The following is a 15,172-nucleotide window of genomic DNA, read 5'->3' on the forward strand; positions in this document are numbered from 1 at the left end:
CGCGGACGCGGCGCTACGGGAGTCCCTCTTCTTCAGGATTGTCCTCCTCGAACGTCCGCCGCATCTCCTCGAAGTACTCGTCGCCCGTGATCGCGTGCAGTTGGCGGAGCTGGTGGATGTGGACGGCGTGGTAGAACTCGTTGCCGCGGTAGCCGCGGTTCAGGCCGTACCAGCTCACCTCGCCGGGTTCGCGGTACTCCTCGATGTGGTCCGCCACCGTGGTGATCGCCGCCTGCACCAGCGCCTCGCTGAACTCGTCTTTCGTGAGGAGCCAGTGCTCGTATATCCCCCACAGTCCGACGTTGAAGCCGTTGAGCACGTGCGTCGGCGGATCGTGGGGGTACTCTTCGATCCAGTAGTAGCCGTCGTCGACCATCGCCGTCCACGGCTCGCCGTCCGCCGCCGATCGTTTCAGACGAGTGAAACTTCGGAACACGTCGTCGGCGACGTCCACGTACCGCTCCTCGCCGGTCGTCTCGTACAGCCGGAGGTACGCGGAGAGGGAGGTCCCCTGCGCCATCCCGGAGTACCAGGGCGCTTCGAGTTGGACGCCGGACCCGCCCTTGTCCATCGTGTAGGGGAAGTACGGGATCCCGCCGTCGACCGTCGTCGCGGTGTCGAGGAAGGCGTCGCCGATCTCGATGGCCTTCTCCAGGTACGGCTCGCGTTCGATCTCGCGGTAACAGTGCAACAGGCCCATCGCGAGCCGCGAGGTCCGAAGCGGCATGAGGCCCTCCTCGCCGCCTATGTTCGCCTCGACGACGTTCGGGAGCTCGTCGACCTGGTCCGCGTTGTACCGACACTCCTGCGGTTCTCGGCGGTCGTCGTGGATGAACTGCGGCCGCTCCTCGTAGGGGACCTCGCGCAGTTCGTACGGCTCCCGTTTCGCGACGACGCCGTCGATCTCGATCTCGGCGGCGTCGGGGCGGGGAGTCGCGGTCGCCGTCTCCGTCGCGGTCGTCTCCGTCGGCCGCTCGGTTTTCGTTCCCCCCGCGGTCGTCTCCGATCCTCGTCGGTCCGGATTTTCGATCGCGTCGGTGCAGCCGGCGACGCTCGCGGCGAGCAACGCGTCGAAGGAACGCCGATCCATCCCTCACGACCTCCGAACCAACCGGAGAGTAATAGCGGCGGCCGGAGCGTGCGGATTCCGCGGAGGGCTGAGGAGTTCAACAGGTGACATATAATTCCGGTCACAATAGTTGGCGAAGCGATATTAATGTGACGGCCGCGAACACGTTCACGTTCGACGACAGGCCGGCCGAGACGGGGGCACAGAGCGGACCGGCTGGAGTCGATCGAAGAAGCGCGGTCGATCGTTCCGATCCGGCGGCCAGAGCCGCATATATATCCGCCAGAGCGGTTCGGCAGCACCGCTATGGCTCCGCGCGTCGTGGAACCGTCCGTGATGGAGAGACGGTCGACAGAAGCGCCGCGATCGCCCTCGTTCGGCGCTCGACGGTGGTGATTCGAGTGGCACTCACGGACTGGCTGTTGGATCGGGCGTTCGGGAACCCGCGGGGGATACTCGGAAACGTCGGCGGGAGAGTGATGGCACGAACGAACGACGACGCGGCGCGGTGGGTCGTCTCGCTTCTCGACCTCGCCCCGACCGATCGCGTCCTCGAAGTCGGCTTCGGTCCCGGCGTGGGGATCGAACTCGCGAGCGCCGCCGCGTCCGAGGGATTCGTCGCGGGTGTCGACCCCGCGAAAGGGATGGTCGAGCAGGCGCGGCGGCGAAACGCGACGGCGATCGAGGCTGGCCGGGTCGAGCTCCGCCGCGGGGTCGCAGACGACCTCCCGTACGCGGACGGGACGTTCGACGCCGCGTTCAGCGTGAACTCGATGCAGGTGTGGCCCGACGCGGTCGCGGGGCTTCGGGAACTCCACAGGGTTCTGAAACCCGGCGGGAGCGTCGCCCTCGCGTTCACTCCGCACGCCGGAGGGTCGCGAGACGAACTGCCGGGACCGCTCGCCCGGGCGGGATTCGAGCGCGTCCGAATCCGGGAGCAGGACGAGGCGTTCTGTGCGACCGCGACCGCGACGAAGTGAGCGATCGGGGCCGTCTCACTGATCGACCGGCGCGGGATTCCGGTCCGCGTCGACGCCGGCGGTCGCGAGGCTCGCGCCGACGATCGCGGCCAGCGTCACCGGCCAGACGAGGATCGGGAAGTAGTCCGAGAAGACGTAGACGTTGGCGATCGAACTCGCCAGCCCGACCGCGACGCCCGCGAAGACGCCCGCGCCGGTCGTGTGGTCCCAAAAGAGGACGAAAAGCAGCGGGAGCCCCAACGAGACGCCGAGACCGACGTAGGCGAACTCGATGATCTCGAAGATCGTGCCCGGGCGAACCCACGCCAGCAGGACGCCGAACCCGGCGGCGACGACGACGACGGCGCGGCCGACCGCGATGAGTGTACGCTCGTCCGCGTCCGGATTCACGTGCGTCTCGTAAAAGCGCGTGACGTCCGAGGAGGTGACGAGCAGCATCGAGTCCGAGGTCGAGAGGACGGCGCTGACGATCGCCGCGAGGAGGATTCCGGCGAAGACCGGCGGGAACAGGTCGGTGATGGCGATCATCGCGACGTTCTCCGGGTCGTTCACGGAGCCGTAGAGGACGCGCCCGGAGATGCCGATGAAAAGCGGCACGGTCAGCCGGAGCGACTGGAACGCCACCGCGATCACCGACGCCTTGCTGACGATCCGCTCGGACCGGATCGCCTGAAACCGCATCAGCGAGTGCGGCTGGCCGATCGTTCCCATCGCGAAGGTGACCCACACGAGGACGAAGACCGCCAGTTCCGCGCCGCCGAGACCCGCGTCCATGCGGAGCAGCGCCGGGTCGATGGCGCTCGCGCGATCGACGAAGGCCGACCATCCCCCGACCTCACGGATCGCGAGCACCGGCAGCGCGACCGCGCCGACGAAGATCAGGATGCCCTGGAAGAAGTCGGTCCACACCGAGGCGTTGAACCCGCCGAGCGTGGTGTACAGCGCCACCGCCGCCCCGCCGATCACGATCGCCCACGTGTAGTCGATCCCGAAGCCGGCGTTCATCGCCTCGCCGACCGCGATGACCTGCGCGCCGACGTACGAGACCATGAACACCACGACCGCGACCGTCGCGACGACTCGGATCGCCGGTCCGAACCGCTCTCCGCCGAACGTCGACGAGACGTGGTCGGTGACCGTGACGCTGTCTATCGCCTCGGACTCGCGACGGAGCGGGGACGCGACGTACCGGTACATGAGGAGGACGATGACGAGCATGGTCAGCGAAAACCACAATCCGCTCAGACCGAACGCGAATCCGGTCCCGACCCACGCGAAAAACGTCCACCCGCTCGCGACCGACGAGACGTCCGACACCGCGATCGGCCACGTCCCGACGTCGCGACCGGCCAGCAGGTAATCCGACAGCCGCTTCGTCTCCGTCGTGAAAAAGAAGTACAGCCCGATGGCGATCAGGCCGAGCAAGTACAGGCCGAACGTGACCTGCATTCCGATCGACATTTACCGCCGTCCCCACGCGGAGACGTAGCCGCCCGTCCGACGCGCGTCGAGGCGGTAGAGGAGGTACGCGGCGATCGGTATCGCGACCATCAGCGCGAGGGCGACGGCCGTTCCGAGCGGTAATCCGGTTCCGGGAGTCATACCAGACGACCAACCAAGAGCATAATATAAAGTTTTCGAATTTTGAAGTTTTCTCATAGCTAGAGTGATAGAATCGGAGGTGTTCGATTCAAAGGAGCGCGAGAAACAGCGGAACGAGCACGAGAAGGGCGAGGAACGCGGCGAACGTCCGTCCGTCAGACACCAGTCGGTCGTACGGGATTCCGACGGCGGTCGCGTACCGGTCGTGGTTCGCGAGAAAGAGCGTTGCGACGGCGGCGGCGGCACCGCCGAGAACCAAGACCGCTCGGATGCCGGCCGGCGTGTCGAGAAGGAGGGCGACCAGCAGCGTGTCGGTGACCGTTCCGACGCTCGCGCCCATGACGTACGGCACCATCTCGTCTCGATCGACGTAGCCGCGATTGTACAGGGGAACGACGACGCCGACGGAGAAGGCGATGCTCGTCGTGAACCCGGTCAGGGCGAGACCGACGCCGAACGAGAGCCACCGCTTTCGGAGGTGGCGAACGTACCGATCGCGGAGCCGACGCCTGTCGAGGCCTGCGACCGTCCGACCGAAGAGCTTGAGACTGCCGAACAGCAGCGCGAGCGCCAGGACGAACGCCGCCGGCCCGCCGAGGACGTCCGTGAGCGCACCCGCGGCCGGCGCGAAGAAGGAGAGCAAGCCGGGGTCGGCGACGGGGGCGCCGCCGCTGCCGTCGGACGTGATCCGGAACCGCGAGAAGACGGCGAATCCGGCGACGGTCGCCGGGAGGTAGATCGTGTACGAGACGAGGACCGTCAGCACGCCGAGACCCGTCGCGCGCCGGAGCGGCTGACGCCTTCCGACGGAATCGAGCCCGCCGATGACGAGGACGATGCCCGCGGCCCCGAGCCGCGACCCCGCGATCATCAAAAACAGCTGCTCGGGCGTCACGAGACCGGCTCCGAAGAGCGAGAGCGCGAGCGCCGCGACGACCGATCCGTTCAACATCGCGTAGGCGGCGAGCCAACTCGTGCCGAGCGCGGAGGCGGGCGACCGCGTCACGATCCGAAGCGTCGACGCCAGATCGGGGGCGAGCACCGGCGTCGCGGCCCCCAGCAACTGTACCGCGAACAGGAAGACCGCGACCGCTACCAGCCCCGCGAACGCCCGCACGGCGGTCGGTAGCCGCCGCGGGGACGCGTCGCTCGCGTCGCCACTCGTCATACGTCTTCGTCTACGACCGAGAGGGGGATGTGAGTTGCCCGGGCGTCGGTTCCGTACCGTTCCCCGCTGCAACTCGCGCGGTCGGTTCCGACGGCGATTCGGTGGCGGGTTCGGCGGCTGAATGGACGCTACGACTCTCTGGATTTAACCTTTGACCTACTTGTTACTGCTCACTACCATTCACAGAACAGATGGGCGCTGCATGCTTGCGTTCGACTGTCGAACGGATCGACCTTTCAGGAGTGAGTCATCCAAGTTCGGGGAACGAAACACCAAGTTTTGCAAAGTTTCGATAACCTCTCGATCGGTGGAAGAAACAGGAGGGAGTTATTCGAACGATCGTTGGACGTTCGTGCTGCTAGCAACAGTCTTGGAACTGAGTTAAACGATACCTCCGCATCTCAAAGCCCTCAGCCTCTGAGAAGTGACGCTTGTGAATTCAGAACTGTGCATCACTCCGCCTAAGCGGCCTACAATGGCGAATCGGTCCCGTCAGTGTGTCCCAATCGGCCTGCCGCCGTATTCCGCCGGTCCGATGCGGGCACGATCTCTGTGCCATCGCTTGCGGCAAGGCCGTGGGGTGGCATATTGTTGTAGACCGTCTCATACCCGTCAGGATCCACGACGAATGTTTCGTGCCAGATCCCGACGGCCGCGTCTTCTTTCGTCCCGTCCTCGTAGTAGTTTTCCCAAGCAGGGAAGTGAAGGCGATCACTATCCCGTGCGTAATCACGCAGGGCCTCAAAGGAGTCCCAGTATTGGATGAATCCGACGTTTCGGATACCAGGCCCGACTACTGTTCGGCTTCCGAGCAGACTTGATTCCGAATCCAAGACGAGTTCCCGGATCATCCGTGGCGCGAGCAGGAAGACCGGCAGCCAACGATGGACCTTCCAGAACGCGTTGATTCTGAGCCCAATATGGAAGACTACGAACCCCTCGTCGCGCTCCGCAGCCACCTTCTGTTCGATCGGTTCGTTAGTTTGGTGGTGATCGTCCGTCATTATGATGCTGATGGGCAACCATCCTGTTGTGGATTTCCCTAACATGTTGGGAAAACTCTGACTGCGGTAGCTGGTAACCGTTAGATATGGACATCGAGGATACCCTTCCGATCGAACTGCCGACAACTGAGACCAGTCTGACGCGGACGTTTTATGGAAAATTCGAGGCTAAAACCCCGCCCTTCAGGGCGGGGAGGATGTCAATCGCTATCAGTCACTACCTGACGCTGACCCGCCGTGTCGAGTCCGGGTACTGGGCAGGCTTTTTCGGGATTAGTGCCGCGATGCTCGCGTATTTTCACATCAGCCCGTGGGCGGTCGAACCACCACAGGACGTGATGATGCCATATGCGAATCTAGTGACTGGCTATTTGGCGTTCGGAATCGTGCTCGCACTCGGTGCCTCGGTCGTCATCGGATTCGTGCACGCGGCAGTTTTGTGGACGATCCGGAACGTCAGGGTGGTCGAGCCATAAGACGAAACCCGGAAGATGGAACGACGAGCGGGTCGGCGTTTTTCCCGACGCAAAGAGAACAAGGGCTCACGATGGTGTGGTTTCAGCTGCGATACTCAGACCCAGGGCGGTCGATATGATCCGTGCACGCTTTCGTATGACCTTGCCCGACGATGTCTGGGTCTCCGAGGTGTCCAGGTCGTTTTCGGATGCGACGCTCCGATTACTCACTGGCGTTCCAAAGGGTGATCGGGCGCTCGAACTCGGTGAAGTGCGGGCCGAGAGCCCAGAGTCGGTCACCGATGCAATACAGGAACATGCAGATATCTTCAAGTACGATCAGTTGTACGTTGGCGACCGTCGGGCCATCGGGCAGTACGAGGCCGACGAGAAGAGCCTCTACGAATTCCTGTGGGCGTCCTCGCTCCCGCCAGAGTTCCAGATTCTCGTCGAAAACGGCGAGATGGAGTTCGGTCTGACTGCGACACGGGACCAGTTCGAGGCGTTCGGGTCAGCGCTCGATGACACCGGTCGTCAGTACGACCTCTTGACGCTGGTCCATACCGACGAGGAGGATGCCCTACTGACGGACCGTCAACGAGAATACTTGACCGTCGCGTACCGCCGCGGTTACTTCGAGGTGCCGCGAGAGTGCACCCTCGCTGAATTGGCAGCTACGCTGGGCGTAGACAAGTCGAGTGCCAGCGGGACGATTCGACGTGGCGCGGGCCGTATCATCGGGCAGTTCATCGTCAGTTGTGAGTGACCGCTGGGCAAACGACCAGGATTCCACAAACCCGTGGTCGAGAGAGCGTCTGTCTCCAGCACGGATCTCTGAGGTACCCAAAGAGATACTGAATCGAGCGTATCTATCCAGCGCAACCGAGGCTGTGGCTCAATCAGCGATTGATTTTCTCCCACCGGCCAGTTCGGCTGTACGCGAAACACAGGGAATCCGATCCGTCGTTCGGCCATCGAACGAAAGCACAGAACCTGACTGTTCGACTGACAATCACCACGCTGCCGGGCGGTTATTGGTCTAAAATCTATGGGCGCTGCAGGATTTGAACCACGGTCGCTCACTTCGTTCGCTCCCTGATTCAAATCCTTCGCGCGACGTCATTCGCTCCTCACGTTCGTTCGTCGCAGAAACATGGGCGCTGCAGGATTTGAACCCGCGACAACTTGGTCCGAAGCCAAGCACTCTGTCCAGACTGAGCTAAGCGCCCGTACAGTATCCTACCGCGGCACGGTCGTTTAAATCACGTGGTTTTCGTCCACCGCCCGCGCGCTTCGCGTCATTTATCACGACCCGCCGGACAGGCATGCCTAATGACCCTCGTCGACCGCGCCCGCGGGTGCTTCGAACTCGCCCGCCCGGGCAACGCCGTCGCGGCCGGCGTCCTCACGTTCACGGGCGCGTTCGTCTCCGGGGCGGGGTCGGCGCAGGCACTCCCCGCGGCGCTCGCCGTCGCCGCCACGGTGTTCGCCACCGGCGCGGGCAACGCGGTCAACGACTACTTCGACCGCGAGATCGACCGGATCAACCGCCCCGACCGGCCGATCCCGCGCGGGGCGGTCTCCCCCCGCGGGGCGCTGCTGTTCAGCGCGGCGTTGTTCCTCGGTGCGACCGTTTGCGCCGCCCTGCTCCCGCCCCTGGCGATCGCCATCGCGGTCGTGAACCTCCTCGCGCTCGTCGCGTACACGAAGTTCTTCAAGGGTCTCCCCGGCGTCGGGAACGTGGTGGTCGCCTACCTCACCGGATCGACGTTCCTCTTCGGCGACGCGGCGGTGAACCCCGTCGACGCCGGGGGGGTGCCCTTCTCCGACGCGACGCTCGTGCTGTTCGGGCTCGCGGCCGTCGCGACGCTCACCCGCGAGATCGTAAAGGACGTTGAGGACCTCGAAGGCGACCGCGAGGAGGGGCTCAGGACCCTGCCGATCGCCATCGGCGAGCGACCGGCGCTGTGGCTCGGCGTCGTCGCCATGCTCCTCGCGGCGCTGGCGAGCGTGCTCCCGTACCTCCGCGGGACGTTCGGACTCGTCTACCTCGCGTTCGTCCTTCCCGCCGACGTCGTCATGGTCGGCGCGGCGGTGCGGTCCTTCCGCGACCCTTCGGCGGGCCAGCGTCGGCTGAAACAGGGGATGTTCCTCGCCGCCGGGGCGTTCGTCGTCGGGCGGGCGGCCGCCATCCTCGGCGTCGGCGTCTGAGCGTCAGTGCCCCGTCGAGATAATCAAAAAGAATATTACCAATTCACGGTATCTTTCCACCAGTTGATGACTCCTGCCGAGACGGAGCGTCACGCAGGCGGACGCACGCGGCGGTTCAGGCCGGCGACGAGGCCCCCGTATGTATGATCTCGGCCCCGCGCTCGACGTCGACGTCGATCCGGGAACGAATCTCCTCGTCTCCGGCCCGCCGCTGACCGGGAAGCGCGCGCTCGCGCTCGACGTCCTCGCGGAGGGAACCGACCGGGGCGAGGGTGCGATCGTCGTAACGACCAAGGACAGCGCCGATCGCGTCCTCGACGAGTTCGCGCTACGGATCGGCTCCGAGGACCGTCCAGTCGCCGTCGTCGACTGCGTCACGCGCCAGCACGGCATCGGCGACGTCCGCGACGACGACCGCGTCAAGTACACCTCGTCGCCGGTTGATATGACCGGCATCGGCATCAAACTCTCCGAGTGCCTCCAGGCGTTCTATCGGGACCAGCGCGTCGAGCGAAACCGAATCGCGATGCACTCGCTCTCGACGCTTCTCATGTACTCGAACCTGCAGACGGTGTTCCGATTCCTGCACGTGTTCACCGGACGGATCCAGAGCGTCGACGGGCTCGGACTGTTCTGTATCGACTCGACGGCCCACGACGACCGGACGACGAGCACGCTCACGCAACTGTTCGACGGTGTCGTCGAGACGCGAGACGACGCCGATCCGGTGCTTCGGCTCGCGAGCGCGTGAGCGGCGAACGCTTTTGGCCGCCCGCGTCCACCTCTGACGTATGCCAGTCACCACGGACGACGGCCTGCGCGACCTGCTCGAACTCGACGTCGTCGCGGTCGTCGGCTGCTCGTCGACGCCCGGCAAGGCGGCTCACGAGATTCCGGCGTACCTCCAGCGACACGGCTACGACGTCATTCCGGTCAACCCCTACGCGGACGAAATCCTCGGCCGCGAAGCGTACGACTCGCTCGCGGACGTCGAGGAGGAGGTCGACCTGGTCGACGTCTTCCGCCCGAGCGAGGAGGTTCCGAACGTCGTCGATCAGGTCATCGCGCGCAAAGCGGACCGCGGCGACGTGCGCGCGATCTGGCTCCAACTCGGCATCGAGCACGACGAGGCGGCGGCCCGCGCCGAGGAGGCCGGGCTCCGGATCGTACAGGACCGCTGCATGAAGGTCGAACACGGCCGGCTCGTCCGCTGACCGGCGCGCCGAGCGCGATCGGATTCGTCTCCACGCCCGACACACCCCGACTTACCCTACCCGCCCGACTTACCCTTCCCACTCCTCGAACGACCCGTAGAGGCCCTTCGAGAGGTACCGCTCGCTCGAATCGGGGAAGACCGTCGCGACGGAATCGTAGGGCGCGTCGATCTCGCCGTCGCGGATCCGGCGTGCGACGTCGCGAGCGACGACGCTGTTGGCGGCGGAGCTGGACGCGACGAGCTGTCCCTCCTCGCGGGCGAGCCGCTGGATTTCCTCGTGCGTCCGGCGATCGGCCACCTGCGAGACCTCGTCGACGAGCGCGGGGTCGAACAGCTCGTTCGTCGCGGGATCGTGCGTCCCGATCCCCTCCGTCTTGTACTCGGCCTCCTCGGCCTCCTCCCCGACGACGGTCGCGTACAGCGACCCCTCGGGTTCGACGGCGACGACGTACGTGTCGGGGTGTCGCTCGCGCCCGTAGCGGGCCATCCCCATCAGGGTACCCGCCGTGCCGCAGCCGGCGACGATCGCCCCGACCTCGTCGTCGAGCGCGTCGTACACCTCCGGGCCCGTGGTCGCGTAGTGCGCCTCCGAGTTCAGCGGGTTCGAGAACTGCTGCGGGACGACGGCGTCGTCCAGCTCCTCGGCGAGCTCGTGCGCGCGGTCGATCGCGCCGCCCATCCCGTCGTCGGTGGGCGTGTTTATCACCTCCGCGCCGAGCGCGCGCATCAGCCGCTGTTTCTCGACGCTGAAGCGCTCCGGGACGACGAACACCGCGTCCACGCCGAGTTGCCCGGCGGCGACGGCGATCCCGATGCCCGTGTTACCGGCCGTCGGCTCGACGACCGTCCCGCCCGGTTCGAGGGTTCCGTCGTCGAGCATGCGCTCCAGCATGTACTTCCCGATCCGATCTTTGACGCTCGCGCCCGGGTTGAACGACTCCAGCTTCGCGTAGACGGGGACCTCCTCGGGCGCGGCGTGGACGGCCACGAGCGGGGTGTTCCCGATCGTATCGAGTACCGACGGGAGGGGCTCTCGGTGGGTCGTCATCGGGCTGGCAAATGTTGCCCCCGACCGTTAACGTTGTTATCCGCTATTCGCCGGTCGCGTCGTCGGCGTCCGTTCGGGTCGCCGTCGCGGACTCCGTCCGAGTCTCCGCGCCCGAGTCGGCGTCCGTCGCCGCGCCGTCGACTCCACCAGTCTCCGCCTCGTCGATGTGCGCCGTCGCCTTCACGCCGTCGAGGTCGATGCCCTGCTCTTCGGCCAGCGCTTCGAGGACGGCGCGCTGCTCCGCGACCTCGGCTTCGAGGTTGCCGACGCGGTCGCGCGTTTCGACGACGGTGTCCTGCGTCTCTCTCACCTGCTCGCGGACGTCGTTGAGGCGCTTGTACACGTCCTCCGCCATGTCCGTCATCTTCTGGAGCGTCCGTGCGGTATTTCCGAGTCCCATACCCCCGCATTCGTCGCCTCCCTTGTGTGCGTTCCGCTTGCCGCCGATTCCGACGCCGTCGCGCGGATGACCGTCTCGTCGCTCGACGTCGGCGGCTCACATCCGCCGCGAGCAGAAACCGACGTCTCGTGACACCCCCCGTTTCGACCCCGTCGGAGTCCATGCTCACCGGAGGCTCGACGCGCGGATAAGCCGCACTTCGCGCCGGCTTGACCGTCACAAGGTGACCGGATGGAAGTGGACGATGCGGACGGACGATCGATCCGAGAGCGGTGCGCTTTTGCGCCCCGCGTCAGATTGCCACGCATGGCCACGCCTCGGATCCTGCTGACGAACGACGACGGCATCGGAAGCGTCGGGTTCCGCGCCCTCTACGACGCGCTCTCCGAGGTCGCCGACGTGACGGCGGTCGCCCCCGCAACGGACCAGAGCGCCGTCGGCCGCGCGCTGTCGCACGAGGTGACCGTCTCGGACCACGAACTCGGGTACGTCGTCGAGGGGACGCCGGTCGACTGCGCCGTGATCGGCCTCGAAGCGCTCCGCCCGGACGCGGACATGGTCGTCGCCGGCTGCAACAAGGGGGCGAACCTCGGCGCGTACGTCCTCGGACGCTCCGGGACGGTCAGCGCGGCGGTCGAGGCGGCATTCTTCGGTGTCCCCGCCATGGCCGTCTCGCTGTACGTCCCCGGCGGCGACGTGTCGTGGACCGACGCGGCGACCGACTCCGAGGACTACCGGGAGGCGACCGCCGCGTCGACGTACCTCGTCGAGAACGCCCTCGACGCCGGCGTGTTCGAGGAGGCGGAGTACCTGAACGTCAACGCGCCGATGCCGGGCGACAGCCCCGCGAGGCTCGCCGTCACGCGCCCGTCGACGCTGTACGACATGACCGCCTCGCGCGAGGGGGAGAGCGTCCGCCTCCGCGACCGGGTGTGGGACCGGATGCGCGAGGGCGACCTCCCCGAGCCGGACGGCACGGACCGCAAGGCGATCGTCGACGGGAACGTCAGCGTCTCGCCGCTGACCGCGCCGCACACGACGCGGAGACACGACGAACTCGACAGGCTCGCGGCGTCGTACCGGGGCTGAGCGCTACTCGCCTCAGTCGACCTCGACGGCGGTGGCCGTCTCGTCCGTTCAGACCTCGACGGCGGTGGCCGTCTCGTCCGTTCAGACGCCGCCGACGCCGCTCGTCGCGGACGGCAGGTCGTGCGCCTCGGCGTCGATCCCGAGTTCCTCCAGCGCGGCTTCGAGGTGTTCTTCCTTCGCGTACTCGGCGCCCGCCTCCTCGCGGATGCGCTGGGCGGCCGCGAGCACCTCGCCGCGGCGGTCGTCCGGAACGTCGTACTTGTCGGTCGAGAGTTCGATCACGAGGCCGTCGTTGTCGCGCGTGTAGATCGAGTGGAAGATTCCTCTGTCGAAGACGTTGTAGCCCCGGCCGTCGGCCTCCAGCGCCGCCGCCACCTCCTCGAAGCGCTCGGGATCGATCCGGAACGCGAGGTGGTGGACGGCCCCGACGCCGCCGCGCTGGGGGCTCGGGTCGGACGGACGGTCGTCGCTGACGAAGAAGGTGAGGATCCGCCCGTCGCCCGTGTCGAAGAACAGGTGCGTCTGCGACGGATCGTCGAGGTTCGGCTGCCGCAACACGAGCGGCATCCCGAGGAGATCGCGGTAGAACGCGATCGTGTCGTCGGCGTTGCTCCCCCAGACGGTGACGTGGTCGGTTCCCGCCGCGTGAATCGGGCTGTTCGGCCTCTCCGCCGTAACCGGGTGCGGGTCGTCGGGCATGGCCGGAGGGTTGTCGCTCCGCCGAAATACGTCTGTCTCCCGTTTTCGGAAGGCACATTTCGCGCGACGACCACGTACTCCACGACGTGAACGACGTACTCGCGTTTCTCGCGCTCGCGGTCGTCTCCACCGCCGTCGTCTGGAAGGGGAGCGAGTTCCTCGAACGCGCGGCGGAGCGCCTCAGCAAGCACTACGGCCTCCCCGTCGCCGTCCACGGGGCCGTCGTGCTCGCCGTCGGGTCGAGCTTCCCCGAGTTCAGCGCCGTCGTCATCAGCACGCTCGTCCACGGCGAGTTCTCCCTCGGCGTCGGGGCTATCGTCGGGAGCGCCATCTTCAACCTCCTCGTCATCCCGGCCGCCTCCGCGCTCTCCAGCGAGAAGCTCGAAGCGACGCGCGACATCGTCCACAAGGACGCGCAGTTTTACATCATCAGCGTCCTCGTTCTGTTCATCACGTTCGCCCTCGGCGCGACCTACGTCCCCGGGGGGACGACGACGGCGGCGATCCTCACGCCGACGCTCGTGCTCCTCCCCCTCGCGACGTACGGGGTCTACGTCTTCCTCCAGTACCAGGACACCCGCGATCACGTGACGGCGGGGTCGGTCGACGTCGATCCGCGCCGCGAGTGGGGGTGGCTCGCCGTCGCGCTCGCCCTCATCACCGTCGGCGTCGAGGGACTCATCCGCGCCGCCCTCGGCTTCGGCGCGATATTCGACACGCCGAGCTTCCTGTGGGGGCTGACCGTCATCGCTGCCGCGACGAGTCTGCCCGACGCCTTCGTCAGCGTCCGCGCGGCCAAGAACGACGCGAGCGTCACGAGCCTCACGAACGTCCTCGGAAGCAACACGTTCAACCTGCTCGTCGCCATCCCCGTCGGCGTCCTCCTCGCGGGATCGGCCACGGTCAACTTCCTCACCGCCGTCCCGATGATGGGCTTTCTGGCGCTCGTCACGCTCGTGTTCGTCGTCTTCACGCGCACGCACCTCGAACTCACCGACCGCGAGGCGTTCGCGCTCCTCGGGCTGTACGCGCTGTTTCTCGCATGGATGACCCTCGAAACCGTCGGCGTCGTCGAGACGGTTCGAGGGATCTGACCGCCCTCAACGTGAACCCTCGCCGCCGTCGTCGTCCCCGCCCTCGTCGTCGAACCCGGCGTACTCGGCGTACACCGCCCACGAGGGATCCGCCGTCGGGCGTTCGATCCGCTCGCCGTCCACGATCACCCCGTCGCCCTCCTCGACCGTTCCGACGACGCCGACGGGCGTCCCGCGTCCCCTGATCGCCGCCACGACCGCGTCGACGCCGTCGGGCGCGACCGTCAGCACGAGCGTCCCGGAGCTGGTCGCGGTCCACGGGTCCATCCCGAGATACTCGCAGGTGTCGAGGACTCCGGGTCGGATCGGAACGGCGTCGCGGTCGACGTCGAGGCGGACGCCCGCGCCCGCGCCCGCCGCGACCTCGCAGAGCGCGCCGTGGAGTCCGCCCTCGGTGGCGTCGTGCATCGCCGTCACCGGTCCCGCGGCGGCGGCCGTGACGGCGTCCCGGACCGTCCGCGTCTCGTCCAGCCGCTCGCGGGCGGCCGCGAGCGTCTCCTCGGAGAGGTCCATCTCGTCGCCGAAGAGCGTCGTCAGGAGGCCGGTCGCCTCGACCGCCGGTCCCTTCGTGACGAGCACCCGATCGCCCGGCCGCGCGCCGTCGGGGCGGACCACGTCGGCCGCGTCGCCGACGGCGATCGCGGTCGCGCCGCCGACCCACGAGAACGCCACGCCGCTGTACCGGGCGGTGTGGCCCGTCACGACGCTCACGCCGAGGTCGCGCGCCTCGTCGTCGATCGCCCCCCAGAGTTCGGCGAACTCCTCGTCGGTCATCGCGGGCGGGAGGGTAAAGGAGATGGCGAGGTGCGTCGGGGGGAGGCCGGAGACGGCGACGTCCGAGAGGACGACGTGCAGCGCGAACCGGCCGGCGCGGTCGAAGCCGAGCTCCGGGAGCACGGAGAGCGGATCGGTCGCGAGCACGACCGCCGTTCCCCCGGCGTCGATCATCCCGAAGTCGACGCCGTGTTTCGGCCCGAGCGCGACGTCGTCGCGGTCGGCGCCGAGCCGCGGGTAGATGTGCTCGTCGAAGAAGGCCCGGTCGATCTTCCCGAGGTCTGCCATGCGGGCGATCTCTCGGCGGCGCGCAAAACGCTACCTTTCTACCTCTTGCGCTCGGCCGCGCGGACGGGTCCCCGC

Annotated in this window: 17 protein-coding genes and 1 tRNA gene; 8 read left to right on the forward strand and 10 right to left on the reverse strand. The window is 66.8% G+C overall.

The window, feature by feature from the left end:
- Positions 1-13: 13 nt before the first annotated feature.
- Positions 14-1,090 carry a D-glucuronyl C5-epimerase family protein gene (locus C3L37_RS22970; protein ID WP_129116867.1) on the reverse strand — a complete coding sequence of 359 codons (1,077 nt, stop codon included), beginning with the start codon at positions 1,088-1,090 and terminating at the stop codon, positions 14-16.
- Positions 1,091-1,470: 380 nt separating this feature from the next.
- On the opposite strand from C3L37_RS22970, the gene C3L37_RS22975 reads away from it, so the two are divergent.
- Positions 1,471-2,049, forward strand: coding sequence for a class I SAM-dependent methyltransferase (locus C3L37_RS22975; RefSeq protein ID WP_228546440.1), 579 nt, complete (start codon positions 1,471-1,473; stop codon positions 2,047-2,049).
- Positions 2,050-2,064: 15 nt separating this feature from the next.
- Here C3L37_RS22975 and C3L37_RS22980 read toward each other — a convergent pair whose 3' ends face one another.
- The 4 genes from C3L37_RS22980 to C3L37_RS22990 form a co-directional block, all read right to left on the reverse strand.
- Positions 2,065-3,510, reverse strand: a complete 1,446-nt coding sequence (locus tag C3L37_RS22980; RefSeq protein WP_228546441.1) for a sodium/proline symporter — start codon at positions 3,508-3,510, stop codon at positions 2,065-2,067.
- Positions 3,511-3,651, reverse strand: a complete 141-nt coding sequence (locus C3L37_RS24630; protein WP_164974853.1) for a hypothetical protein — start codon at positions 3,649-3,651, stop codon at positions 3,511-3,513.
- 88 nt (positions 3,652-3,739) lie between these two features.
- Positions 3,740-4,819, reverse strand: coding sequence for a sodium:phosphate symporter (locus C3L37_RS22985; RefSeq protein ID WP_129116868.1), 1,080 nt, complete (start codon positions 4,817-4,819; stop codon positions 3,740-3,742).
- 470 nt (positions 4,820-5,289) lie between these two features.
- Positions 5,290-5,823 carry a DUF4188 domain-containing protein gene (locus C3L37_RS22990; protein WP_129116869.1) on the reverse strand — a complete coding sequence of 178 codons (534 nt, stop codon included), beginning with the start codon at positions 5,821-5,823 and terminating at the stop codon, positions 5,290-5,292.
- An 86-nt stretch (positions 5,824-5,909) separates the two neighbouring features.
- Between C3L37_RS22990 and C3L37_RS22995 the strand changes: the two genes are divergently transcribed.
- Both C3L37_RS22995 and C3L37_RS23000 read left to right on the forward strand, forming a co-directional pair.
- Complete coding sequence (locus C3L37_RS22995) at positions 5,910-6,299, forward strand: hypothetical protein (RefSeq protein ID WP_129116870.1); 390 nt, start codon at positions 5,910-5,912, stop codon at positions 6,297-6,299.
- A 76-nt stretch (positions 6,300-6,375) separates the two neighbouring features.
- Positions 6,376-7,044 (forward strand): helix-turn-helix domain-containing protein, encoded by a 669-nt coding sequence (locus C3L37_RS23000; RefSeq protein WP_228546442.1) that lies wholly within the window; start codon positions 6,376-6,378, stop codon positions 7,042-7,044.
- 388 nt (positions 7,045-7,432) lie between these two features.
- Here the strand turns inward: C3L37_RS23000 and C3L37_RS23005 are convergent.
- Positions 7,433-7,507, reverse strand: a tRNA-Arg gene (locus C3L37_RS23005).
- 103 nt (positions 7,508-7,610) lie between these two features.
- Between C3L37_RS23005 and C3L37_RS23010 the strand changes: the two genes are divergently transcribed.
- From C3L37_RS23010 to C3L37_RS23020, 3 genes are all read left to right on the forward strand, one after another.
- Positions 7,611-8,489: a geranylgeranylglycerol-phosphate geranylgeranyltransferase gene (locus C3L37_RS23010; protein ID WP_129116871.1), complete on the forward strand. Its 879-nt coding sequence runs from the start codon at positions 7,611-7,613 to the stop codon at positions 8,487-8,489.
- Between the two features lie 139 nt (positions 8,490-8,628).
- Complete coding sequence (locus tag C3L37_RS23015; protein ID WP_129116872.1) at positions 8,629-9,240, forward strand: RAD55 family ATPase; 612 nt, start codon at positions 8,629-8,631, stop codon at positions 9,238-9,240.
- Positions 9,241-9,280: 40 nt separating this feature from the next.
- Positions 9,281-9,703 carry a CoA-binding protein gene (locus C3L37_RS23020; RefSeq protein ID WP_129116873.1) on the forward strand — a complete coding sequence of 141 codons (423 nt, stop codon included), beginning with the start codon at positions 9,281-9,283 and terminating at the stop codon, positions 9,701-9,703.
- Positions 9,704-9,772: 69 nt separating this feature from the next.
- On the opposite strand, the gene C3L37_RS23025 is transcribed toward C3L37_RS23020, so the two are convergent.
- Entirely contained in the window at positions 9,773-10,753 is a 981-nt protein-coding gene (locus C3L37_RS23025; protein WP_129116874.1) for a PLP-dependent cysteine synthase family protein, read from the reverse strand.
- A gap of 43 nt (positions 10,754-10,796) precedes the next feature.
- Complete coding sequence (locus tag C3L37_RS23030) at positions 10,797-11,153, reverse strand: DUF5798 family protein (protein ID WP_129116875.1); 357 nt, start codon at positions 11,151-11,153, stop codon at positions 10,797-10,799.
- 306 nt (positions 11,154-11,459) lie between these two features.
- On the opposite strand from C3L37_RS23030, the gene surE reads away from it, so the two are divergent.
- Positions 11,460-12,242: a 5'/3'-nucleotidase SurE gene (gene surE / locus C3L37_RS23035; protein ID WP_129116876.1), complete on the forward strand. Its 783-nt coding sequence runs from the start codon at positions 11,460-11,462 to the stop codon at positions 12,240-12,242.
- Between the two features lie 81 nt (positions 12,243-12,323).
- On the opposite strand, the gene C3L37_RS23040 is transcribed toward surE, so the two are convergent.
- On the reverse strand, positions 12,324-12,941 hold the full coding sequence (locus tag C3L37_RS23040) for a VOC family protein (protein WP_129116877.1): 618 nt from the start codon (positions 12,939-12,941) through the stop codon (positions 12,324-12,326).
- 86 nt (positions 12,942-13,027) lie between these two features.
- Here C3L37_RS23040 and C3L37_RS23045 point away from each other — a divergent pair, with 86 nt between their 5' ends.
- Positions 13,028-14,035 carry a sodium:calcium antiporter gene (locus tag C3L37_RS23045; RefSeq protein WP_129116878.1) on the forward strand — a complete coding sequence of 336 codons (1,008 nt, stop codon included), beginning with the start codon at positions 13,028-13,030 and terminating at the stop codon, positions 14,033-14,035.
- A gap of 6 nt (positions 14,036-14,041) precedes the next feature.
- Here C3L37_RS23045 and C3L37_RS23050 read toward each other — a convergent pair whose 3' ends face one another.
- Positions 14,042-15,097 (reverse strand): AIR synthase family protein, encoded by a 1,056-nt coding sequence (locus tag C3L37_RS23050; RefSeq protein WP_129116879.1) that lies wholly within the window; start codon positions 15,095-15,097, stop codon positions 14,042-14,044.
- Positions 15,098-15,172: the final 75 nt, after the last annotated feature.

The sequence above is a fragment of the Halegenticoccus tardaugens genome, from assembly GCF_004116405.1.
Lineage (GTDB): Archaea > Halobacteriota > Halobacteria > Halobacteriales > Haloferacaceae > Halegenticoccus > Halegenticoccus tardaugens.